Annotated in this window: 22 protein-coding genes; 10 read left to right on the top strand and 12 right to left on the bottom strand. The window is 67.7% G+C overall.

Features of this window, described 5'->3' with window-relative positions; all coding sequences use genetic code 11:
- Positions 1 to 12 precede the first annotated feature (12 nt).
- Positions 13 to 360, top strand: coding sequence for a YbaB/EbfC family nucleoid-associated protein (locus tag ACIBCN_RS34060; protein WP_396995808.1), 348 nt, complete (start codon positions 13 to 15; stop codon positions 358 to 360).
- Between the two features lie 26 nt (positions 361 to 386).
- Entirely contained in the window at positions 387 to 1,643 is a 1,257-nt protein-coding gene (locus ACIBCN_RS34055) for a primosomal protein (protein WP_396995807.1), read from the top strand.
- 374 nt (positions 1,644 to 2,017) lie between these two features.
- Here the strand turns inward: ACIBCN_RS34055 and ACIBCN_RS34050 are convergent, their stop codons facing one another.
- From ACIBCN_RS34050 to ACIBCN_RS34035, 4 genes are all read right to left on the bottom strand, one after another.
- Positions 2,018 to 2,674: a hypothetical protein gene (locus ACIBCN_RS34050; RefSeq protein WP_396995806.1), complete on the bottom strand. Its 657-nt coding sequence runs from the start codon at positions 2,672 to 2,674 to the stop codon at positions 2,018 to 2,020.
- 135 nt (positions 2,675 to 2,809) lie between these two features.
- A complete protein-coding gene (locus ACIBCN_RS34045) occupies positions 2,810 to 3,907 on the bottom strand; it encodes an adenosine deaminase (RefSeq protein WP_396995805.1) in 1,098 nt (365 codons plus the stop codon).
- A gap of 328 nt (positions 3,908 to 4,235) precedes the next feature.
- Positions 4,236 to 5,525: a thymidine phosphorylase gene (locus ACIBCN_RS34040; protein ID WP_396995804.1), complete on the bottom strand. Its 1,290-nt coding sequence runs from the start codon at positions 5,523 to 5,525 to the stop codon at positions 4,236 to 4,238.
- Between the two features lie 132 nt (positions 5,526 to 5,657).
- Positions 5,658 to 6,059 (bottom strand): cytidine deaminase, encoded by a 402-nt coding sequence (locus tag ACIBCN_RS34035; protein ID WP_396995803.1) that lies wholly within the window; start codon positions 6,057 to 6,059, stop codon positions 5,658 to 5,660.
- Between the two features lie 278 nt (positions 6,060 to 6,337).
- Here ACIBCN_RS34035 and sdhC point away from each other — a divergent pair, with 278 nt between their 5' ends.
- The 4 genes from sdhC (at position 6,338) to ACIBCN_RS34015 (ending at position 9,815) form a co-directional block, all read left to right on the top strand.
- Positions 6,338 to 6,736 carry a succinate dehydrogenase, cytochrome b556 subunit gene (sdhC, locus tag ACIBCN_RS34030; protein ID WP_357386540.1) on the top strand — a complete coding sequence of 133 codons (399 nt, stop codon included), beginning with the start codon at positions 6,338 to 6,340 and terminating at the stop codon, positions 6,734 to 6,736.
- A 2-nt stretch (positions 6,737 to 6,738) separates the two neighbouring features.
- Positions 6,739 to 7,221: a succinate dehydrogenase hydrophobic membrane anchor subunit gene (locus tag ACIBCN_RS34025; protein ID WP_396995802.1), complete on the top strand. Its 483-nt coding sequence runs from the start codon at positions 6,739 to 6,741 to the stop codon at positions 7,219 to 7,221.
- Positions 7,222 to 7,251: 30 nt separating this feature from the next.
- Complete coding sequence (gene sdhA, locus ACIBCN_RS34020; protein ID WP_396995980.1) at positions 7,252 to 9,003, top strand: succinate dehydrogenase flavoprotein subunit; 1,752 nt, start codon at positions 7,252 to 7,254, stop codon at positions 9,001 to 9,003.
- A gap of 101 nt (positions 9,004 to 9,104) precedes the next feature.
- Complete coding sequence (locus ACIBCN_RS34015) at positions 9,105 to 9,815, top strand: succinate dehydrogenase iron-sulfur subunit (protein ID WP_223885298.1); 711 nt, start codon at positions 9,105 to 9,107, stop codon at positions 9,813 to 9,815.
- A gap of 70 nt (positions 9,816 to 9,885) precedes the next feature.
- Here ACIBCN_RS34015 and ACIBCN_RS34010 read toward each other — a convergent pair whose 3' ends face one another.
- Together ACIBCN_RS34010 and ACIBCN_RS34005 are read right to left on the bottom strand one after the other, a co-directional pair.
- Positions 9,886 to 11,724 carry a hypothetical protein gene (locus ACIBCN_RS34010; protein WP_396995801.1) on the bottom strand — a complete coding sequence of 613 codons (1,839 nt, stop codon included), beginning with the start codon at positions 11,722 to 11,724 and terminating at the stop codon, positions 9,886 to 9,888.
- Positions 11,725 to 11,774: 50 nt separating this feature from the next.
- Positions 11,775 to 12,170 carry a PPOX class F420-dependent oxidoreductase gene (locus tag ACIBCN_RS34005; protein ID WP_396995800.1) on the bottom strand — a complete coding sequence of 132 codons (396 nt, stop codon included), beginning with the start codon at positions 12,168 to 12,170 and terminating at the stop codon, positions 11,775 to 11,777.
- 183 nt (positions 12,171 to 12,353) lie between these two features.
- Between ACIBCN_RS34005 and ACIBCN_RS34000 the strand changes: the two genes are divergently transcribed.
- Entirely contained in the window at positions 12,354 to 13,172 is an 819-nt protein-coding gene (locus ACIBCN_RS34000; protein WP_396995799.1) for a hypothetical protein, read from the top strand.
- A 148-nt stretch (positions 13,173 to 13,320) separates the two neighbouring features.
- Here the strand turns inward: ACIBCN_RS34000 and ACIBCN_RS33995 are convergent, their stop codons facing one another.
- The 3 genes from ACIBCN_RS33995 to ACIBCN_RS33985 all read right to left on the bottom strand — a co-directional run bounded on the left by ACIBCN_RS33995 (position 13,321) and on the right by ACIBCN_RS33985 (position 15,413).
- Complete coding sequence (locus ACIBCN_RS33995; protein ID WP_396995798.1) at positions 13,321 to 14,127, bottom strand: LLM class flavin-dependent oxidoreductase; 807 nt, start codon at positions 14,125 to 14,127, stop codon at positions 13,321 to 13,323.
- Positions 14,128 to 14,470: 343 nt separating this feature from the next.
- Entirely contained in the window at positions 14,471 to 14,674 is a 204-nt protein-coding gene (locus tag ACIBCN_RS33990; RefSeq protein ID WP_396995797.1) for a hypothetical protein, read from the bottom strand.
- Positions 14,675 to 14,732: 58 nt separating this feature from the next.
- Positions 14,733 to 15,413 (bottom strand): RadC family protein, encoded by a 681-nt coding sequence (locus ACIBCN_RS33985; protein ID WP_396995796.1) that lies wholly within the window; start codon positions 15,411 to 15,413, stop codon positions 14,733 to 14,735.
- Between the two features lie 163 nt (positions 15,414 to 15,576).
- Here ACIBCN_RS33985 and ACIBCN_RS33980 point away from each other — a divergent pair, with 163 nt between their 5' ends.
- Complete coding sequence (locus ACIBCN_RS33980; protein WP_396995795.1) at positions 15,577 to 17,097, top strand: alpha/beta hydrolase; 1,521 nt, start codon at positions 15,577 to 15,579, stop codon at positions 17,095 to 17,097.
- 9 nt (positions 17,098 to 17,106) lie between these two features.
- Here ACIBCN_RS33980 and ACIBCN_RS33975 read toward each other — a convergent pair whose 3' ends face one another.
- Positions 17,107 to 17,310, bottom strand: a complete 204-nt coding sequence (locus ACIBCN_RS33975) for a type II toxin-antitoxin system VapB family antitoxin (RefSeq protein WP_396995794.1) — start codon at positions 17,308 to 17,310, stop codon at positions 17,107 to 17,109.
- Positions 17,311 to 17,541: 231 nt separating this feature from the next.
- Between ACIBCN_RS33975 and ACIBCN_RS33970 the strand changes: the two genes are divergently transcribed.
- Positions 17,542 to 18,441 (top strand): phenylalanine 4-monooxygenase, encoded by a 900-nt coding sequence (locus tag ACIBCN_RS33970; protein WP_396995793.1) that lies wholly within the window; start codon positions 17,542 to 17,544, stop codon positions 18,439 to 18,441.
- Positions 18,442 to 18,473: 32 nt separating this feature from the next.
- Here ACIBCN_RS33970 and ACIBCN_RS33965 read toward each other — a convergent pair whose 3' ends face one another.
- Complete coding sequence (locus tag ACIBCN_RS33965; RefSeq protein ID WP_396995792.1) at positions 18,474 to 19,097, bottom strand: TetR family transcriptional regulator; 624 nt, start codon at positions 19,095 to 19,097, stop codon at positions 18,474 to 18,476.
- Positions 19,087 to 20,640 carry a DHA2 family efflux MFS transporter permease subunit gene (locus ACIBCN_RS33960; protein ID WP_396995791.1) on the bottom strand — a complete coding sequence of 518 codons (1,554 nt, stop codon included), beginning with the start codon at positions 20,638 to 20,640 and terminating at the stop codon, positions 19,087 to 19,089. The genes ACIBCN_RS33965 and ACIBCN_RS33960 overlap by 11 nt, the downstream gene beginning before the upstream one ends.
- Before the next feature lie 122 nt (positions 20,641 to 20,762).
- Here ACIBCN_RS33960 and ACIBCN_RS33955 point away from each other — a divergent pair, with 122 nt between their 5' ends.
- Positions 20,763 to 22,049: a D-alanyl-D-alanine carboxypeptidase family protein gene (locus tag ACIBCN_RS33955; protein ID WP_396995790.1), complete on the top strand. Its 1,287-nt coding sequence runs from the start codon at positions 20,763 to 20,765 to the stop codon at positions 22,047 to 22,049.
- The last annotated feature ends 31 nt before the right edge of the window (positions 22,050 to 22,080 follow it).

Below are 22,080 nucleotides of genomic sequence, written 5' to 3'. Positions count from 1 at the left end.
CGAGGCGCAGGCATGAGTGCTGAGATGGATGCTCTCGTCGCGAACGCGACGCAGAAGCTGGAGGCACTCGAGGCCGCGCTGTATGGCCTCAAGCAGGTCCGCGGCCGCCACACCACCGAGGACGGCACGGTCACCGTCGAGGTCGACAGCGACGGTGCGCTCGTCGCGCTGAGCCTCGCGGAAACGGTCACCTCGCTGGCACCGGCCGAGGTCGGACAGCTGATCGTCTGGGCGTGCAGGCAGGCCGCCGAGGACGCGGGCAACCAGCGCTCGAAGGTCGTTGGGACACTGAACGAGTCATTCGTTCCCGGCCCGAACGACGCCAAAGGAACCATTGGGGGCGGGCCGGATAGTGCCTGACGCGGAAGGTCGATAGGCTTCCGCTCATGGCTTCTGGAGACATCGTCCCGATCGAGCTCGGCCTGACCGACGGCGATCTCGTCACCCTGTGGGCACCGCGCTGGCGAGACGGTGACGACGAGTGGGAGGCGTTCCTCGGACACGAGGACTCCCTCTATGGTTTCGAAACCGTTGCGGAGCTGGCCGCGTTCATCCGGACCAACTCCGACAACGACCTCGTCGAGCATCCGGCATGGAAGGTCGTCGCCGCGCTGTCGGCGGTGGAACTGGAGCCGGAGGAGAACTTCTCCTTCGATCTGGTCGCGGTGCCCGAGCTGGCCGCCGGTGAGCCCGACGTGGACACCATCGCCGAGCTCGAGGACACCCTCGGCATGGTTCGCAACATCGGCGAGGTGTGCGAGCTGGAGACGGTGACCAAGTTCTTCGGGTCGCATCCGGTGCTCGGCGCACTGCCCGGCGGTGTCAACGCGTTCATCGGGCGCGACGGCGAGGAACTCTGGGACCAGATCGGCGCCGCCATCGCCAAGGGCTGGGACAGCGTCCTCGACGCCATCGACTCCGTCGTGCACACCCCCGACGTCGACGCGGAAGCCGTCGCCGTCGCGGAGGCCGAGCTGCTGGCCGCCGAGGAGAACGTGGTCGACGCCGACGACGCCGCGGACAACGAGGAGGACGAGTTCGAACCCGTCGACCTCGACGCGGACGACGAGGACGAAGAGGAAGAGGAAGAAGACGAGTCGTTCTGGCACGAGGTCGGCATCGACCCGGTCAAGATCATCGCCTCGGACGGCACCTACTTCACGCTGCGCTGCTACCTCGACGACGAGCCGATCTTCCTCGGCTCCGACAACACCATCACGGTGTTCACCTCGGAGCGCGCACTCGCCAGGTACCTGGCCGACGACCACGAGCACGACCTGTCCCGGGTGAGCACCTTCGCCGACGTGCAGACCGCCGCGGTGGACGGTTCGCTCGAGGTCGAGGTCACCGACGAGAACGTCTACGTGCTCCCAGGCCTGGCCGACGACCTCTCCGAAGGACCGGAAGCCGTCGACATCGAACAGCTCGACCTCGCGGTGGAACTGTTCACCGACGCCTCCGACTACGCCGGCGACGACACCGTGGAACAGGCACTGGCCCAATCCAATCCACTCGGCTGGTACGTCTCGTACCTGCTGAACCCGGACCCGAGCCGCATGGCCCCCAACCCGCCGTTCACCGCGGAGGCGCAATCCTGGCGAGACCTGGAGCGCAACTTCGAGGCCCGCCTCAACCAGCAGTAGCTCCCCCGCCTCTCCGGGTATTCAGGCCAGACTGAGTAGCGCGGTAGTGGCGTTGGCGGCTGGCGGTCGAGGTGGTGGTTGGGTTGGCTGGTACCCGGTGAGTTACCCATGTGCTCGCGAGATCAGTTGGCGCGCTGGGTATCCGCTGTTTGCGGAGTGGTCGGTAGCCATGGGTCGCTTCACGTAGCTGGGACCGTCTGAGTGTGCGTAGTCATCGCCCGCCGGAGTCATTCAAGTCTCTGTCCGCTGGCAGCCGCGGTCGCATCAAGTCCATCGCAGATTCGTTCAGGCGACTGCGGTCGCCGCGCGCTGTCGCGGTGACTTCAGGTAGTTGCGGTCGTCCTGAGTGCCGCAGTCACCTCTAGTAGTTGCGGCTACTTCAGGCGGATCCAGATCTGCTCGGCGCGGCCGAGGAGGCGGTCGTCGGAGCCGTAGACCGCCGTGGAGGAGAAGGATTTGCGGCCTTGTTCGCCGTGGTTTTCGCCGATGACTACGCAGTGTTCGCCGACCTCGGGGAGGGCGTGCACGGCGGCGGTCATGGAGCCGAGGAGGGCGGGGCGGTTGAACATGTCGGGGAGGGACCAGCCGCCGGGGCAGTCCATTGCGGCCCATAGGACGGCGGGGCCGAGCGGGAGCGTGGCGTCGGGCGTCCATGGTGCGGCAACCCGGCCGTCGCCGACGGCACCGGCCTCGATGCGCAGCCCGTCGGTGCGGGCGCTGCCGCAGACGAAGCAGGACGCGAACATCTCGTTGCTCTGGTAGGAGCTCGCCGCGGCGGCCGCGGTCGCGAACGGCACGGATTGCGGTGCGTCCCGGTCGAATTCGCCCGCGCGGGTTTCGGCGACCAAGGTGTCACCGTCGTATAGGCTGCCGTCCCGCACCTCGAGCGGTGTGTCCAGCGGCGTCGGGCTGCGCAGGATCACCGTGACCGCGGCGTCCCCATGCCGCTCGGCCAGCAGCCCGCCCACGTATCCGCCGTTACCGGAATCGGGCGGCCCGTTGAACCGACTGGAAATCCGCAATGTCGCCATACTCAGCACGCTAGCGAACCAGCACCCCGCCCTTTTCGCCCCGTCCGACGGACGAGACGTGGCTCACGGGGAACTGATGCCGGTATCGCCCGACTTGGGCGTCCACCACCAGTTCCCCCTCGACCAACTCAGCTGCTATCCGAGCAGCACCGCGTAGCCGGGCTTGATGATGTTGTCGATGATGCGCAGCCGCTCCGGGAACGGGATGAACGCCGACTTCATCGCGTTGATGGTGAAACGCTCCAGATCGCTCCAGCCGTAACCGAAGGTGTCCGCGAGCTTGAGCATTTCCTGACTCATGCTGGTGTCGCTCATCAGCCGGTTGTCGGTGTTGACCGTGACACGGAAGCGCAACCGGGCCAGCAGATCGAACGGGTGCTTGTCCAGCGACGGCACCGCGCCGGTCTGCACGTTCGAGGACGGACAGAGCTCGAGCGGAATGCGCATGTCGCGCACGTAATTCGCGACGAGCCCGAGGCGCGCGTCCTCGATCGCACCAGGCACGCTGATGTCGTCGGTGATCCGCACGCCGTGGCCGAGCCGGTCGCAGCCGCAGAAGGCCAGTGCCTCGTGGATCGACGGCAGGCCGAACGCCTCACCCGCGTGAATCGTGAAGTGCGCGCTGTTGGCTCGCATGTATTCGAACGCGTCCAGGTGCCTGCTCGGCGGGTACCCGGCCTCCGCGCCCGCGATGTCGAAGCCGCCGACGCCGCGATCGCGGAAGCGCACGGTGAGCTCGGCGATCTCCCGAGAGCGGGCCGCATGCCGCATGGCGGTGAGCAGGCAGGTGACCACGATCGGACGTCCCGCCGCCGCGGCCGCCGCCTCGCCCTCGCGGAAACCGGCCAGGGTGTGCTCGACGACCTCATCGAGGGTCAGTCCGCGTTCCAGGTGCTGTTCGGGGGCGAAGCGCACCTCGGCGTACACCACGCCGTCGGTGGACAGGTCCTCCGCGCATTCGCGGGCGACCCGGCGCAGGCCCTCCGGCGTCTGCATGACGGCGACGGTGTGCGCGAAGGTTTCCAGATACAGTTCCAGCGATCCGCTGTCGGCCGCGTCGCGGAACCAGGTGGCCAGCGCCGCCTCGTCGGTGGCGGGTAGGTCCTCGTATCCGCACTCGGCGGCCAGCTCCAGCACCGTCGCGGGCCGTAGACCACCGTCGAGGTGGTCGTGCAGCAGCGCTTTTGGCGCCTGTCGGATCGAGGCAAGGGTCAATGCGGTCGGTCCAGTCATGTAACGACGGTAGCCGCACCGCGCCCGAACGGCACCCGACTGCCGAAGTGGCAACCATCTCGTTGCCCGCCCATCCCGCGCCGTCCCACATCCGGATACCGGCCCGCCTCACCGAATCCCGCACTGACCAGCGACAACTACACATCTGTGCGATGCCGCACACCGCGACAATTCGGCACCCGCCTACGCCGTCTCGCGTCGGAAGTCGAACGCGACACACACCTGGCACGCCGGGATCCAGGCGCACAACTCCATCGACCGATGCTGTGCGCCGCAAACCAATTCACACGCGGCAACGGCGATCCAATGCGTTTTCCGGGCAGTGGGATCAGGCTTCGATGCGGCCGAGCACGATTGGGGTGGTGGGCTTTTCGACGGAATCGCCGATGGCGAAAGCATCGAGCAACGCGGCGTGAGCGCCGGGGAACGCGCCCGGGGTGTCGGTGTGCAAGGTGAGCAGCGGCTGGCCCGCGGTCACGGAATCGCCTGGCTTGGCGTGCATTTCGATGCCCGCACCGGCCTGGACCGGGTCGCCCTGGCGGGCCCGGCCCGCGCCGAGACGCCAGGCGGCGATGCCGACGCCCATGGCATCGAGGCGGGTCAGTACGCCGTCACGCTCGGCCCGCACGACCTCGGTGTGCTTCGCCGTCGGCAGCGCCGCGTCCGGATCGCCGCCTTGGGCGCGGACCATCGCGCGCCACTGGTCCATCGCCCGGCCATCGGCGAGTACGTCGGCGGGGTCGATGTCGAGGCCGGCCAGCGCGACCATCTCACGGGCCAGGGTGACGGTGAGCTCCACGATGTCGGCGGCGCCACCGCCGGCCAGCACCTCGACCGACTCGGCGACTTCGAGCGCGTTGCCCGCGGTGCGGCCGAGCGGAGTGTCCATCGCGGTCAGCAGCGCCACCGTGCGCACCCCGGCGTCGGTGCCCAATTCGACCATGGCCGTTGCCAATTCGCGGGCGCCGTCGAGGGTCTTCAGGAACGCGCCCGCGCCGACCTTCACATCGAGCACCAGCGCCGCGGTACCCTCGGCGATCTTCTTGCTCATGATCGAGCTGGCGATCAGCGGAATGGATTCGACCGTGCCGGTCACATCGCGCAGCGCGTAGAGCCGCTTGTCGGCGGGCGCGAGATCGGCCCCCGCCGCGCACACCACCGCACCGATCGCGGGATCGGCGAGGATCTCGCGCATCCGCGGCACCGACACGTCGGCCTGCCATCCCGGGATGGCCTCGAGCTTGTCCAGGGTGCCGCCGGTGTGCCCGAGCCCACGCCCGGACAACTGCGGCACCGCGGCACCGCACGCGGCGACCAGCGGCGCCAACGGCAGCGTGATCTTGTCCCCCACGCCACCGGTCGAATGCTTGTCCACGGTCGGCCGCGGCAGATCGGTGAAGTCCAGCCGGCTACCCGATGTGATCATCGCGTTGGTCCAGCGCGCCGTCTCCCGGCGCGTCATCCCGCGCCACACGATCGCCATCGCCAGCGCCGACATCTGCTCGTCACCCACCGCTCCCTGGGTGAACCCATCGACCACCCAGTCGATCTGCGCGTCCGACAGCTCGCCGCCGTCCCGCTTGGTGGTAATGATCGAAACCGCGTCCAGTGCCGTCACATTCGCCAGTCTGGCACGAGATCGACATCGAGTCTGGTTTCTTGTCGGCGGGGTTCGATAGCCTCACCGCATCAATCGCTCGAGGGGCTAGGGGATCGACGCGGTACGCGAAACGGAGCTGTGAGCGCTCGCTCAGATCTGTCCGGCGCCTAAGTCATCCGGGCCGAAGGCATCCGGCAGCAAGACACTCAGCCGAACGGGTCCATCCTTGTGATCGACCAACAGGTCAGCTCCCCCGTGTTCGTAGAGGAGTTGGCGGCAGCGCCCGCAGGGCATCAGGATTTCGCCGCGGGAATCGGTGACCGAGATAGCCAGCAGGCGCCCGCCGCCGCCCGAATGCAAGTTACCGATGAGTACACATTCGGCACACAGGCCCAAACCATATGAGACATTTTCCACATTGCAGCCGCTCACAATTCGGCCGTCGGTGCTGAGAGCCGCCGCGCCGACCGGAAACCGCGAGTACGGCGCATAGGCATTGCGCATGACTTGAATCGCGTTGTCGTGCAGGGATTTCCAGTCGATTTGCGACATCGGGAACCTCTTCTGGAACGAGCCGAACTTGGCCGCGCGAGGCCCTCGAAGGAACCCTTCACGTATCAAGAAAGGCAAACCTAACCCGCCAGACTGTAGCGCAACGCACGGCACGCCGAATTAGTTCCGGCAAACCTAGAGGATTAGAGTCCAGAACAGATCGGTTCAGGTTCCCGGCAGCGGGCCGCAGCGCAGCCACCTGGGCATTTGCGCCCAAACGCAGTCGGCCTCGAAGCAATGAACCGGGTCCATCAACGACGTTGGAGGCACCGCACTCTATGACCACGATAGAAGCTCCGGCCCAGCCGAAGCGGAAGACGCTGTACCGAGGCGACCCCGGGATGTGGTCCTGGGCGCTGCACCGGATCACCGGTGTCACGATCTTCTTCTTCCTCTTCGTGCACGTCTTGGATACCGCGCTGGTCCGGGTCAGCCCGGACACCTACAACCGGGCGATCGAGACCTACAAGAGCCCCATCGTCGCGCTGATGGAAATGGGCCTTGTCGTCTGCGTGCTTTTCCACGCGCTCAATGGCGTCCGGGTGATCCTGGTCGACTTCTGGGCCAAGGGCCCGAAGTACCAGCGCCTGATGCTGTGGATCATTCTCGCGGTCTGGTTCCTGCTGGCGGTGCCCGCTATCGGCCGTCAGTTCTTCTACCTGTTCACGGAGCACTGAAAATGACAGCATTGCAGAGCAATTCCGTGGGGGGCGGCGGTCGGGCGGCGGGTGGGCCTGCACCTGTCCTCGGTAAGTCGTACGACCGGCCCGCGAGCCTGGACAACCCGCGCTCGCCGCGCATGCGCGCGAACAGCAACTTCGAGAAGTACGCGTGGCTGTTCATGCGCTTCTCCGGCCTGCTGTTGATCGTGCTGGTCCTCGGCCACATGTCGATCATGCTGCTGCTCGACGGCGGCGTGAAGCGGCTGAACTTCGGCTTCGTGGCCGGCCGCTGGGCCAGCCCGTTCTGGCAGCTGTGGGACCTGTCGATGCTCTGGCTCGCCCAGCTGCACGGCGGCAACGGCCTGCGCACGGTGATCGCGGACTACTCCCGCAAGGACTCGACCCGGTTCTGGCTGAACACACTGCTGGCCATCTCGATGATCCTGATCCTGGCCGTCGGCACCTACGTCATTTTCACCTTCGACCCCAACATCAGTTAGGAACAGGTCAACTCGATGACTGACTCGCGGATTGAGGAGCATCGCTACGATGTCGTGATCGTCGGCGCCGGTGGCGCCGGCATGCGCGCGGCAATCGAGGCGGGGCCCCGGGCGCGTACTGCCGTGCTGACCAAGCTCTACCCGACCCGCAGCCACACCGGCGCGGCGCAGGGTGGCATGTGCGCCGCGCTGGCGAACGTCGAAGAAGACAACTGGGAATGGCACACCTTCGACACCGTCAAGGGTGGCGACTACCTGGTCGACCAGGACGCCGCGGAGATCATGGCCAAGGAGGCCATCGACGCGGTGATGGACCTGGAGAAGATGGGCCTGCCGTTCAACCGGACGCCCGAGGGCAAGATCGACCAGCGCCGCTTCGGTGGACACACCCGCGATCACGGCAAGGCGCCGGTGCGCCGCGCCTGTTACGCCGCCGACCGCACCGGTCACATGATCCTGCAGACGCTGTACCAGAACTGCGTCAAGCACGACGTGGAGTTCTACAACGAGTTCTACGTGCTCGACCTGGTGATGAGCGAGACCGACCGGGGCCAGGTCGCGACCGGCGTCGTCGCCTACGAGCTGGCCACCGGCGAGATCCACGTCTTCCACGCGAAGTCGATCATCTTCGCCACCGGCGGCTCGGGCCGGATGTACAAGACCACCTCGAACGCGCACACGCTGACCGGTGACGGCATGGCGATCGTGTTCCGCAAGGGTCTGCCGCTGGAGGACATGGAGTTCCACCAGTTCCATCCGACAGGCCTCGCGGGTCTCGGCATCCTCATCTCCGAGGCCGTCCGCGGCGAGGGCGGCATCCTGCGCAACGCCAGCGGCGAGCGGTTCATGGAGCGCTACGCCCCCACCATCAAGGACCTCGCGCCGCGCGACATCGTCGCCCGCTCGATGGTGCTCGAGGTGCTCGAGGGCCGCGGCGCCGGGCCGAACAAGGACTACGTCTACATCGACGTGACCCACCTCGGCGCGGACGTGCTCGAGGAGAAGCTGCCCGACATCACCGAATTCGCCCGCACCTACCTCGGTGTCGACCCGGTGACCGAGCTGGTTCCGGTCATGCCGACCTGTCACTACGTGATGGGCGGCATCCCCACCAAGATCCGCGGCGAAGTGCTGCGCAACAACACCGATGTGGTGCCCGGTCTTTACGCGGCAGGCGAATGCGCGTGCGTCTCGGTGCACGGCTCCAACCGTCTCGGCACCAACTCGCTGCTCGACATCAACGTGTTCGGCCGTCGCGCGGGCATCGCCGCCGCGGAGTACGCGCTGCGCACCGAGTTCGTGGAGATGCCGGAGACCCCGGCGCGGATGGTGCAGGACTGGCTGGCGCTGATCCTGTCCGACCACGGCAACGAGCGCGTCGCCGACATCCGTACCGAACTGCAGTACACGATGGACATGAACGCCGCCGTGTTCCGCACCGAGGACACCCTCAAGCAAGCCCTCACCGATATCCACGTGCTCAAGGAGCGCTACAGCCGGATCACGGTGCAGGACAAGGGCAAGCGCTACAACAGCGACCTGCTCGAGGCCGTCGAGCTCGGCTTCCTGCTCGAGCTGGCCGAGGTCACCGTCGTCGGTGCGCTCAACCGCAAGGAATCACGCGGCGGCCACGCCCGCGAGGACTACCCGGACCGCGACGACGTGAACTTCATGCGGCACACGATGGCCTACAAGGAGAGCCCGGATCTCATCTCGGATATCCGCCTCGACTTCAAGCCGGTGGTGCAGACCCGTTACGAGCCGATGGAGCGTAAGTACTGATGACTGTGCATACCCACCCCGGCGGCTCCGCCGCCTCACCGTCCCCCGGCGTACTCGAGACACCCCCGGCCAAGCCCGCGCCGGTCCCGGACGGCTCGGTGATGGTCACCGTCAAGGTCGCCCGCTTCAACCCGGAAGACGACAAGGGCGCGCACTGGGAGTCGTTCCAGGTGCCGGTCCTGACCACGGACCGTTTCCTCAACGTGCTCATCTACATCAAGTCCTACCTGGACGGCACGCTCACCTTCCGGCGCTCCTGTGCGCACGGTGTGTGTGGCTCCGACGCCATGCGGATCAACGGGGTGAACCGGCTGGCCTGCAAGGTGCTGATGAAGGACATGCTGCCCAAGGGCGACAAGTCCCTCACGATCACCGTCGAGCCGATCCGCGGCCTGCCCGTGGAGAAGGACCTCGTGGTGAACATGGAGCCGTTCTTCGACGCGTTCCGCGCGGTGAAGCCCTACCTGATGACCTCGGGGAACGAGCCGACCCGCGAACGCATCCAGAGCCAGGCCGACCGCGCCCGCTTCGATGACACCACCAAGTGCATCCTGTGCGCCTGCTGCACCACCTCCTGCCCCGTGTACTGGAGCGACGGCAGCTACTTCGGGCCGGCCGCGATCGTGAACGCGCACCGCTTCATCTTCGACAGCCGCGACGAAGGCGCCCGCGAACGCCTCGACATCCTCAACGACGTCGAAGGTGTCTGGCGCTGCCGCACCACCTTCAACTGCACCGACGCCTGCCCCCGCGGCATCGAAGTCACCAAGGCCATCCAAGAAGTCAAGCGCGCCCTGCTCTTCGCCCGCTGACCTCCGGCACCCCGAAGGCCGCCTCCATCGAAAGATGCAGGCGGCCTTCGTTGTTCATGGGCTAGCCGGGCTAGTTGTCGTAGGAGGCTACGCCGACGGGGCCGGAGCCCAGGCAGACGGTGAGTTCTGCTGTGCGGGAGGCGATTCGGAGGGCGGAGCCGTTGCCGACCAGGCGGACGAAGACTGTGTTGAGGCCTTGACGGACGGGGGCTGTCACGGTTTTGCCGTGTTCGAGGGCTACGTCGAGTTGGCCGTCTCGGCTGGCCAGGTAGTTGAGTTGGGCGGTCCATTCGTGGTCGAGCATGGGGCCGTCGAGGGGAACGATAGTTGCGGGGCCGTCCTGAATTCGGTAGCCGCAGTTGGGGTCTGGGCCAGGAAGGATGCGGCGGTTCCACCAGACCTGGGCTTCGACGATCGTGCCGGTGTCGGTGATCATGCGCAGGTGCGGGGTCGAGTCGGCGAAGGTGCCCGGTGCGGCGAGGGGAGCGAGGACCTGGGTGGTCAGGTTTTGTGGGTAGGCCAGGGGGTTCAGGACGTCCCACGGGACTTCTTGCTCCAATAGTGGCGCACCGTCCCAATGGTCGAGGGCCGGTTTCACTTTCGCGAGATAGGTTCTGGTCGGGCTCGGGCTCCAAGAACGGACGAAGGTGTACGTGGAAAACAGGCTGCTCACCACGAACAGCGCAAGCATCGGTATCGCGGCGCGGCGAAAGACCAACGGGCTCGGTAACTTTCGTGGGCTCGCTCGAAGGATCAACGCACCCACGACGGACAACGTCACGCCGAGGTCGGCGAAATAACGCAGTGACTGCATGAGTTCGGCCGCGGTGTTCGGACCGCCGCGCACCAGCGCCACCGGCAGTTGCATCAGCAGCACATAGGCCACGGCGAGTACCCACACCGGCCACACTCGGTGCCTGGCGTAAATCGACAGTGCCACAACCGAAACCAGCAGGATCCAGGCGACCACCACCGCCGCGCCGGGCGGGTCGGCCCATGGCGCGGCAGGCAACCAGCGCTCCCATCGCCACGGCCCGCCGACCAGCGCGGGCACCACCCCGAGCGAGGTCGCGTTGGGCAGCCAGTCGCGCATGCCCTGCAGGTTGTTGTGCACCCCGGAAAAACCGGCCACCGCCAGATACGCCGCCAACCAGCAAAGCAGCACCAGGCCCGAGCCCACCCACAACCGCATACCGCGCCGCGCCACCACGCGCACAGCGCCTTCTCGCCCGTCGACATAGTGGGCAAGCACCGCGACGGCGAACGCGACGAAGGGGATGATCACCGATTTCTCGAAGAACAACAGCGCCATCGCGAGCACGACCATCCCGGACAGCACATGCCGCTGCCGTCCGGTGCGAACCAGCAGCAGCGCATCCCCGATGACCCAGGCGAGCGCGAATTGCAAAGGCAGCGCGTTCAATGCGGCCGACCACCAGGCGAACGCCGGAAGCGTCACCGGCGAGAACAGCACGAAAACCAACGGAATGAGCAACGCCCACCGGTCGCCGAGCAGCACGCGCAACATCCGTAGCACCGAGAACGACACCGCGAGCTGCCCGATCAGCACCGAGAGCGCGGGCACCGCCCATACCAACGGCGCCATTTTCGTCGACACCCAGGCGGCGGCGAAGGCGAGCGGCATGAAATGCCCGTCGTGATCGTGCAACAGCAGTTCCGCGGAAAACAGCGGATACCGGCCGGCCCGGCCGACCAGGATCAGATCGTCCCAGTAGAAGTACCCGCTGCCCGCCACCCAGCCGCGCAACGCCAGTTGCAGCACGATCAAGCACACTGCCGCGACGACAACGGGTGACACTCGCCCGAGACGACGCCGGATGCGCGCTGCGACTGCCTCCGGCCCGGGGGTGGGCACGGCCGTCGACGGCGCGATCGAAGCGGTGTCCATGCCGAGCCACCCTAGTGGCGGCCCGGCTACGCCCAGGTGCGACGCCGCGGTCAGGCCCCGTATCCGGTCGCCTTCTCGACCTCGACCCGAACCGCGACCCGAACTTGGCCTTCGGCGGGGAGGGCGTGGTCCTTACCGTCGTACTTCCACGACAGCCGGTGGCCGACACGGAGATCGACGTCGTGGACGATCGTCGCCTTACCGCGCAACTCGACGTAGCTCTCGCCGTCGGTCGAGTCGATCACGGTCACGCTGACGCGCGGGTCGCGCACCATGTTGCGGTACTTGAGCCGCCCTTCCAGCGTGGAGAACAGCAGGTCGTCACCGTCCCTGAGGACCCACATCGCGGAGGTCTGCGGGCTGCCGTCGGCATTGATGGTGGCGAGCACCGCGTAATTCTTGGCATCGAGCAACGCGACGGTGGCTTGGCTGAGCGTGATTCCCATGCGCTGGACAGTAATGGGCGTGTCGGAAAAATCGCTTGTCGTTTTTCGCGATAGCCAATTGCCATCAATACCGGAGTGTTGCCGGTAAGTTGATCTTGGACGTGCTCTCCAGGTTGCCGCACACATCGTCGGCCGCGCCGCGATAATCCGTCGCGCATGGCTCGAGAGGAAGGCGCTAACCCCATGTACGTGTTCCGAACGGCCATCGCCGCGACCGTGCTGGCCTGCCCCGCACTGGTCGCCGCGGCCGCGACGGCCTCCGCACCGACCAGCGCCGTGCCACACCACCATTGCGTCGCGGCGCAGGTGACCTCGGCCGTCGTCACCACCAATGCCCGTGGCCCGGCCGGTCCGCACCGCACGGTGCTCAACACCCTGCTCTACCCGGGACTCGTCGATACCGCGGGCCCGCTCGGCATGGGCGGCGCGGCGTTCGGCCTCGGCCTGGCGGGGCTGATCGGCACCGGCAGCGCGTTGTTGGGCACCGGCAGCGTCGCCGCCGCACCGTGGGCGGCGTTCCTCGGCACCGGCAGTGCCGCAGCCGGGACCGGCAGCGCCGCACTCGCACCGCTCGGAGTTGTTCTCGGCGCGGGTGCCGCGTTCCTCGGCACCGGTAGCGCCGCCGCGGGGGCCTCGGGCAGCGTCGCCACCGGCGGCCTCGGCACCCCCTTGGCCCTGCTCGGCGCGGGGAGCGCGGCCGCGGGCACCGGCAGCGCGAGCCTGGCCGGCGCGGGTGCGGCCGCCGCACCCTTCGCCGCAATGGCGGGCACCGGCAGCGCCATGCTCGGCAGCGGCAGCGTCGCCGCGGTCCCCTTCGGCGTCGCCTTGGGCGCGGGTGTCGCCGCCGGAATAGCCACCGGCAGTGCGGGAATGGCATCGCTGAGCGCCGCGTCTCCGGTCGCGGGCGACGAAACCACCCGCACGGGCAAGAGCGCGGGCACCGACACCGAATCGACCGACGCGGGGTACCGTCCATTGAAACTGGGTCCGTCGACGCACTGATCGGACCCGCGATTTCGACTCACTGATCCGAGATCGCCTAGGCCCCCGGGGAATTCAGCCGCGGGCCCGCCGGCTTCCATCGGCACAAAGCGAAGGCCGCCTCATCGAAAGATGCAGGCGACCTTCCCATTCCAGGCGAACTCCGAATCTATAGCGCCGCACGAACCTTCGCGGCGAACTCGTAGTCACGTTGCCAATCCGCACCCGTCGGCAGGGCAATCACCCTCGAGACACCTTGTGCCGCATAGGCGGACAGCTGCTCGGCGGCCGGTGCGACGTCCGACGACAACCCGACCGCCAGCACCGTGACCGAGAGTGGCGCACGGTCCCGCTGTGCGGCGAGTTCCTGGAGTTCCGCGATGTCCTTGGTCAGCTGTTCCGGGTCCGATTGGATGGTGATCCAGCCGTCGCCATAGGTGGCGGCGCGGCGGCGCGCACGGGCGCTGTTGCCGCCCACCAGGATTGGCGGCATCGCCGAACCTGGCGCGAGGGTCACCTCGAGCCCGTCGGCGAGGGTGGTCGGCTGTCCGGTAACGAGGCCGGGGAGCACCGCCAACGCCTCGTCGGTGCGCCGGCCACGGTCCTCGAAGGAGACGCCGGCCGCGCGCCACCCGATGTCGCCGTGGGCCGGATTGCCGGTGCCGACACCGACGACGAGCCGGTCGCCGGACACGTGTTGCAGGGTGCTGATCTGTTTGGCCGCCCAGGCGACCGGACGCAGCGCCAGCAGCATGACGTTGTAGCCGATACCGATTCGGTCGGTCACCGCCGCGGCCGCGGCCAGGGTGACGGTGCTGTCCAACATCGGGGCGCTCGCCACCAGGTGATCGGTAGACCAGATCGAATCGAGTCCGAGCTCTTCGGCGAAGCGGGCGCTGGCCCGGACGTCGCCAATGATCGGGTGCTCGGGGTCGGGGGTCGAGGTGGGCAGGAAAACGCCTATCTCCATGGTCATGGTCTTCCAATCACTCGCTGTCGGCTGCTGTTACGTAACGCTACGTGCCTGCGCCGAGCGTTCCAATCGCCTGTTTACTCACGATCATGTCGCAAACGCTCACCATGTGTCCGCAACGAATAGTGCGGGCGATCCCCGGTCGACGGCCTGGATCCGGATCGGCGGGCCACCCGGCGATATACCCTGACGTATGGATCTCTCTCGGCGGCGGTTGCTGAGATTCGGGGGTGCCGGTTCGGCCGCGGTGCTGGTGGGCCGCTGCGGCGAGCAGTGGCCGGTTCGGATAACGGCCCGCGGCTGACGGATCTCCCCGAAAATCGAAGTTGGCCAACGTCCTAACGCCTCACGCGATCGACAACGCCGGCTCCACCGGCAAGACGTCGAGGGACTGCCGGAACCCTTTGACGATCAGATAGACCGCGAGGCTGACCTTCCACGCGAACACCGGCAGCGCGTCAAGCGAGCCCCATACGGAGAGTTGATCGTAGCGCCCGAACAACACCGCGGTCGCTGACCCGCAGATGAGCGTTCCACCGACCAAGCCCACGGCACCAAGGCCGCCGCCACCCGACGATGACGGCGCGGCCGCCGAGGATCGAGCGAAGTCAGTGGCGCACGACGCTGGCCGGTGCGCTGGACCAGGCTTCGCCCGCGATCACCACGTGGTCGAGGAAGCGAAGGCCGACGGTGCGCGCGGCCTCGGCGAGCAGGGTGCTGGCGCGGCGATCGTCCAGGCTCGGGGTCGGGTCGCCGGACGGGTGGTTGTGCACGACGGCGAAGGCGCGGCCGTCGTGGCGCAGCACGGTATTCAGGATTTCGCGGACCGGGACCGCGACCTGATCGACCGCGCCCTCGGCGACGAATACCCGCCTCCGCAACTGGTTCTGGGCGTCGCACACCAGGACGAGCAGCCGCTCGACCCGGGCGCCGGTGAACAGCGGGCGGGCCGCGGCGGCGACATCGGACGCGCCGCCGAGGCGGATCGCCGTGCCGGTGTCGCCGCGAGCCCGGGAGCCGAGGTGGAACGCGGCGACCAGGGCCGCCGCCTTCGCCACCCCGACGCCGGCCCGGCGCGACAACTCTTCGGGACGGGCCGCGGCCAACCCGGCCAGCCCGCCGTGTTCGACGAGAAGTTCCACCGCGAGATCCAGCGCGCTGGCGCCGGGCCTACCGTGCCGTAACAGCAAGGCCAGCAATTCGACATCGCTGAGCGCCTGCGGACCGAGCGCGAGCAGTCGCTCGCGCGGCCGTTGCTCGACGGGTACATCGATAAGAGAGACCGGCATCGTTGCACCCCTTGGTCACGGCGACAGTGTCATGGAGTGTGCCAGGCCCTACCGACATGTTGCCCGCGGCCGCGGCGCCGCCCGAGATGTCCGATCCCTGCCGATTGCGGATCGGCGCGAGTCGGGCACACTGAGAGCGTCGACCGAGTACGGGGGCAGATGAATGTTCAAACCGCGCAAGGCAACCGCGGCACCGGGGCACGTCATGCTGCTGCCCGCAGCGCTCGCCGCGATCGCGCTGCTGGTGACGTCGTGCACCAGCGACAAGGACCCCGTCGGACCGCCGGTTCCGACCCTCGATCCCTACTACCGGCAAACGCTGTCATGGGGTTCGTGCGACGGCTACCAGGGCGGCGAGGAACTCGGCGCGGCCGGGATCGAGTGCGCGCGGGTGCTGGTGCCGATCGACTACGGCAAACCGGGCGGCGACACCGCGCGGATCGCCATCTCCCGGCTGCGCGCCACCGGAACCCGGGTCGCGTCGTTGCTGACCAACCCGGGTGGGCCCGGCGCACCGGGGTTGGCTTTGCCACTGGCACTGGCGAAGTCGCCGGTGGCCGAACGTCTCGACGTGATCGGAATGGACGTGCGCGGGCTCGGCGCCTCCGCCCCGCACGTAAGCTGCCGCTCGGTCGCCGAGTTCGAGACGGGTCAGCGCGTGCTCGGCCGGACCGACCCGCTCGCGGAGATCGACCAGGTCGAGGAGGAGAACGAGGACTACGCCAACTCGTGTGCGCGGCGCACCGGGCGGACACTGCTCGCGCATGTCGGCACCGTCGACGTCGCCCGCGACATGGACGTCGTCCGGTCCGCGCTCGGTGAACAGAAGCTGACCTACTTCGGCGGGTCCTACGGCACTCGCCTCGGCTCGACCTACGCCGAGCTGTTTCCGGATCGGGTGCGCGCGATGGTCCTCGACGCCCCCGTCGACCCCACTACGAACATCGGCGACGAGGTGATCACCGCCGCCGGTTTCCAGCAGGCGTTCGACGCCTACGCCGCCGACTGCGCCAAGGCACCGGACTGCCCGCTCGGCACCGATCCGAAGAAGGCGAACTTGAATTACCGCGCGCTGGTCAGCCCGCTGATCCAGCACCCGATCCGCGGGCTCGACTACGGCGCCGTCATCACCGCGACGATCGCCGCGCTCTACCATCCCTCGTCCTGGCCGGACCTGACCAAAGGGTTGACCGACCTCGCCAAAGGCCGCGGCGACGCCTTGCTCGGCGAGGCGACCGCATATGAGGACGCCTCGTCCGATGACGTGCACCGCGCGGTGCTCTGCCTGGAGGAGGTCCGGGTGACCGACCGTGCCGTCGCGGCCGACATCGTCCGCCGATCCCGCGCCGCCGCTCCGGCTTTCGACGACGCCACGGGAAACGCCAACGCCTCGGCGCCGCTGGACGCCTGCGCGTTCTGGCCGGTCCCACCGACCGCCCAGCCGCACGTGCCGAAGGTGGTCGGCCTACCGAAGGTCGTGGTTGTCGCGGCGACCGGCGATCCGGCGACGCCCTATCCCGGCGCCGTCACCCTCGCGAAAACCCTTGGCGCCACGTTGATCACCTACGAGGGCACCCAGCACGGAGCCGCGTTCGAGGGCATCGCCTGCGTCGACCAGCCCGTAGTGAAGTATCTGATCGATCTGACAGCACCGGCCGATGGCCTGCGGTGCTCGAAAACGTGAGCCGCTGAGCTACCCGTCGACGACCACGACCTCGGGTCCCGGCAGCGCGAACAAGGCGTTGGCGGCAAGCTTTTCGAGATGTCGCAGTTGACGCTCGTGCACGACGATCCGGCGCAGTGCCTCGTTGATTGTGGCGTTGCTCGTCGAGGTGCCCATCACGGCGGCCGCGGCGGCGAGCAACTTCTGGTCGAGATCGATCCGCACGGATTTCATGCGTCCTCCTTCGTACATTCGCCATTTTGCGCCATGTTGCTCGCTCATGTCCGGCAAATCGGGACAGCGTCGGCGAATACCCGGCAGCGAGCGGCGGCCGCTGGTCAGCTCGTCGACGGAATCCGTCGTCCGATGCCGGTAATTGCACAGTAAAGGACAGTCAGCTAGGCAGTTTGCCAAGCTGCATTGGCTTTTGTTGTCGGGAGGCCCGCGCGGTGCTTGCATCGACGTATGTTCACCGAAGCGCAGCTGTACTCACCGGTGACCCGGTCCGGCGACGGCGATGTGACCGTCCACCTCAGCGACGAGCACCCCGGCGTGCACGACGCGGACTACCGGGCTCGTCGCAACGCCATCGCCGCGCTTGCGCTCGATTACGCACCGGGCAAACCCGTTCCGCAGATCGACTACACCGACGAGGAGCAGCAGGTCTGGCGGATCGCCTCGGCCGAGCTCGCCCGCAAGCACCAGACCTATGCCTGCGCGGAGGTGCTGGAGGCCGCGGCGCGGCTCGCGCTGCCCGAGGACCACATCCCGCAGCTGAACGAGGTCTCGGCGGCACTGGTGCCGCTCAGCGGATTCCGCTACGCCCCGGCCGCCGGGCTGGTGCCGCTGCGCCAGTTCTTCGGCTCGTTCGCGGATCGAACCTTCCACTCCACCCAGTACATTCGGCATCATTCGGCGCCGCTGTACACCCCGGAGCCCGACGCCATCCACGAGATCATCGGCCATGCCAATCAGATCGCGAGCCCGCGCTTCGCCGCCATCTACGAGGCGGTCGGCGCGGCGGTGGGCCGCTTGGAGACCGAGCCCGCGCTGAAGTTCCTCGCGAACGTCTTCTGGTTCTCGATGGAGTTCGGCGTGGTCCGGGAGCACAGCGAAGTCCGTTGTTACGGTGCGGGATTGCTGTCCTCCTACGGTGAGATCGAGGAGTTCCGGGGGGCCGACCTGCGGCCGCTCGATGTCGCGGTGATGGGCACCGCGGTCTACGACATCACCCACTACCAGCCGATTCTGTACTGCGCCGAGTCGGTCGCCGAGATCGAGGACGTGATCGGCGGGTTCTTCGCGACGATGGATGACGAGACCCCGGATCGGCTGCGGCAGTCGAGTGCGGCTGGGGCGCAATAGCTTTCCCGAGCCGCACCCGTTGCGAGCAGGGTTCAGCCCTGCTCGCGGGGTTTGTCCTGGCCGAACGGCAACCCGGCTTCCATCAGATCCAACATCCTGCTGATGTTGTCGAGATTCATCGGCGTGATGCGCGCGATGGCCAGACCCGCGCCCGTCAACGCGCCCGCGAATACCCGTATCTCGAAATCGTCGGCGGTTCCGCCGACCCGTTCGGCCATCACGGCGGCGACCATCTCGATGTTGCGTTCCATCTCCAGGCCGATGGCCGAACGCAGCTCGGGCACGTGATAGACCAGCGCCTGTCGTTCCTGCTCGAACGCCATCGCCGCCGCGGGCAGCTGGTTGAAGACCACCTCGATCGCGTTGCGGAAAGCGGTCAGCGGCGCGATGTCGGGCGGCTGCGCCCGGATGGCCTCGATCAATAACGGATCGAGGTCGTCGGCGAGCACCAGCTGCTCCTTGCTCGGGAAGTAGCGGAAAAAGGTGCTCGGCGACACCTCGGCGGCCGCGGCGATCTGCTCGATGGTCGTCTCGGTGTAGCCCTGCGTGCGGAACAGCCGGAACGCTTCTTCGCGAATCGTCCGGCGGGTCCGCTCCTTCTTCCGCTCACGCAGGCCGCGCACAGCAGGCTCTTCTCCGGACAATTCAACCGACATGAGTCGATTCTGACTGATCGGCGGCCCGGACAGTGCCACCGACAATATCCAGCCGCTCCGCGGGCGCCGGCTCAGCCGGTTGCTTCGCTCGGATGAAGACGGCGGCGAGCACCGCCGACGCCGCACACAGGATCGCGCAGACCCACAGCATCGCGGCCATGCCGCCGACGAACGCGCTCTGCACCTGGTGCAGCACCGCCGAATCGCCGAGCTGGTGCGCCGCCGCGACTCCGGCGTTGACGCCATCGGAGATCGGATCGTGGTTCAACGAGCCGAGCTCCGAGCGGTACTGGGTGGACAGCACCGTACCGAGAATCGCGACGCCGATGGTGCCGCCTGCCTGGCGCAGGGCCTGAATCAACGCGGATCCGGACCCGGCACGTTCGGCGGTGAGCTCGCCCATCGCCAGGCCCATGGCCGTCGGCATCGCCAGGCCCATACCCGCGCCGAGCACAGTCGTCCACAGCGCGGTGAAGCCGTAGCCACTGTCCACGCTGGTCATCGCGCCCAGCCCGAGCGCACCGGCCAGCAGGGCGAAACCTAGGGCGAGCAGTCCTCGGGTGCCCAGCTTCGGCAGGATCTTGTCGCCGAGCCTGCTGCCGACGATCAGCCCGCCGATCAGCGGCAGCAGCCGCAGACCACTGCCGAGTGCGTCCACTCCTAGAACCGCCTGGAAATACTGCGGCACGGTGAAGAACATGCCGAACATGGCGAAGTTGACGACGATGGAAAGCCCTGTGCCCCAGCGGAATCCGGCGTTCTCGAACAGGCCGAGATCGATCAGCGGATGCGCCGACCTTCGCTGCCAGAGCACGAAGGCGCCGAGCAACAGCACACCGGCGACCACGGTGGCCCAGGCCGACACATTGCCCCAGCCGAGCTCGCCGATCCGGATGAAGCCGTAGGTGAGACCGAGCATGCCCGCGGCGGAGAGCAGCACGCCGGGGACGTCGACACGGAGTTGGTTCGCGCTGCGCGATTCGGGCACGAGCGCGAAGACCGCGAGCGCGCCGATGATCACCATCGGGACATTGATCAGGAATACCGAACCCCACCAGAAGTTTCGCAGCAGCCAGCCGCCGAGGATCGGCCCCAGCGGCAGACCGAGGGCCGTCGAAGTCACCCAGATGGTGAGCGCGCGCTGACGTTGCGCGGGCTCAGGGAACAGCGATGGCAGCACCGACATGGACAGCGGCATCATCGCCGCCGCCCCGACGCCGAGCACCACCCGTGCGGCGATGAGCTGGCCGGACGATGTGGCAAACGCGCAGGCCAGCGATGCGGCGCCGAAGATGAGCAGTGCGCCGAGCAGGAACTTCTTGCGGCCATAGCGGTCGCCGAGCGCACCCGCGGGCAGCATCAGCGCGGCGAGCGCCAGCGTGTATGCGCCGGTGAACCATTGCAGCGCAGCGGTGTTCGCGTGCAGGTCAACGGCGAGTGTCGGCAGCGCCACGGTCAGCACCGTGGTGTCGAGCCCGATGGTCAGCATGGCCACCGCGAGCGCACCGAGCGCAAGCCAGCGGCGTGTTGCGTCTGTCTTCATTACCCCTCCGAAAATGATAGAAACTACTTTTTGATAGTAACTAACATTTAGTAGGTCCTGTCAATACCCCGCTCCGGCGTGCATTCGGCCGACTCGCCGCATAATCGCTAGGCTCGCGAACGATGAAGATCCGGGACTCGCGCCGCCGCGCCACACTCCGCCTCGGTTCCGCGCTGGCCGCCTTGGCGGTGATCGCGGGTTCGGCCGCCGTTCCGGCGTTCGCCGCGCCGCCACCGAGCACGCCGACGACACCGTTCACCACCCCCGATACCGACGGCTGCCCGCAGAAAACGCGCCCGCCCGCGCCGATCGACGAGTCCGAGGTGCCGGCGCCGGGTGAACCGACGCCGACGGCGCTGCCCATTCCGACGCCCCCGGTCGGCGGCAGCCAGCTCGGTCAGTGCGGCGCGGTGTTACCCAAGGGCGGACCCCCGGTGCCACAGGACATTTCAGCCACCGCCTGGCAGCTGTCGGACCTGGACACCGGCGAGGTGCTCGCGGCCAAGGACCCGCACGGCCGCTATCGACCGGCCAGCACCATCAAGGTGCTGCTCGCCACCATCGCGCTGCGCACCCTGGATCTCAACAAGGTGGTCGTCGGCACCGAGGACGACGCGAACGCCGACGGCACCCGGGTCGGCATCGGCCCCGGCGGTCACTACACCAACCGCCAGCTCATGCATGGCCTGATCATGGCCTCCGGCAATGACGCGGCGCACGCCATCGCCACCCAGCTCGGCGGCCAAGCGGCCACCGTCGCGAAGATGAACGAGCTCGCGAAGTCGTTGGGCGCCTTGGACACCCGCACGGCCAGCCCGTCCGGCCTGGACGGACCCGGCATGAGCACCTCCGCCTACGACCTGTCGGTGCTGTTCCGCGAGGCCATGACCATCCCGCTGTTCGCCGAGCTCATCCACACCCAGCAGGTGGACTTCCCCGGCTATCCCGCGAACCCGAAGATCGAGGGTGACAAGGACCACCCCGGCTTCCCCATCGGGAACGACAACCATCTGCTCTACGACTACGACGGCGCCATCGGCGGTAAGACCGGCTTCACCGACGACGCCAGGCAGACCTTCGTCGCCGCGGCGGAACGCGACGGCCGCCGCCTCGCGATCACCCTGCTCAAAGCGGACGTCCGGCCGCTGCGGCCCGCGGACCAGGCGGCTCGCCTGCTCGACTACGGCTTCGCACTCCCCCGTGGGACATCCGTCGGCAGGCTGCCCGACCCGGACCGCAAGCAGCCGAAAAGCGGTGCCGCCCTTGCCTCCCCGCCGCCCAAAGACCAGGAGTCCCGCCCCCTGGCCGATGAAGAGCACGGCAACCACCGGACCGTCTGGATCGTCGGCGGCGTCATCCTCGTCCTTGCCCTGCTGCTGGGTGCGCGGCGAATGAACCGGCGCCGGTAGCACTGAACCTCGCGCCTTGCTCGAGTGGCAG

The organism is Nocardia sp. NPDC051052 (assembly GCF_044456045.1).
GTDB lineage: Bacteria > Actinomycetota > Actinomycetes > Mycobacteriales > Mycobacteriaceae > Nocardia.
Note: the sequence above shows the minus strand (reverse complement) of the source record. Positions and strands in the feature narration are given on the sequence as shown.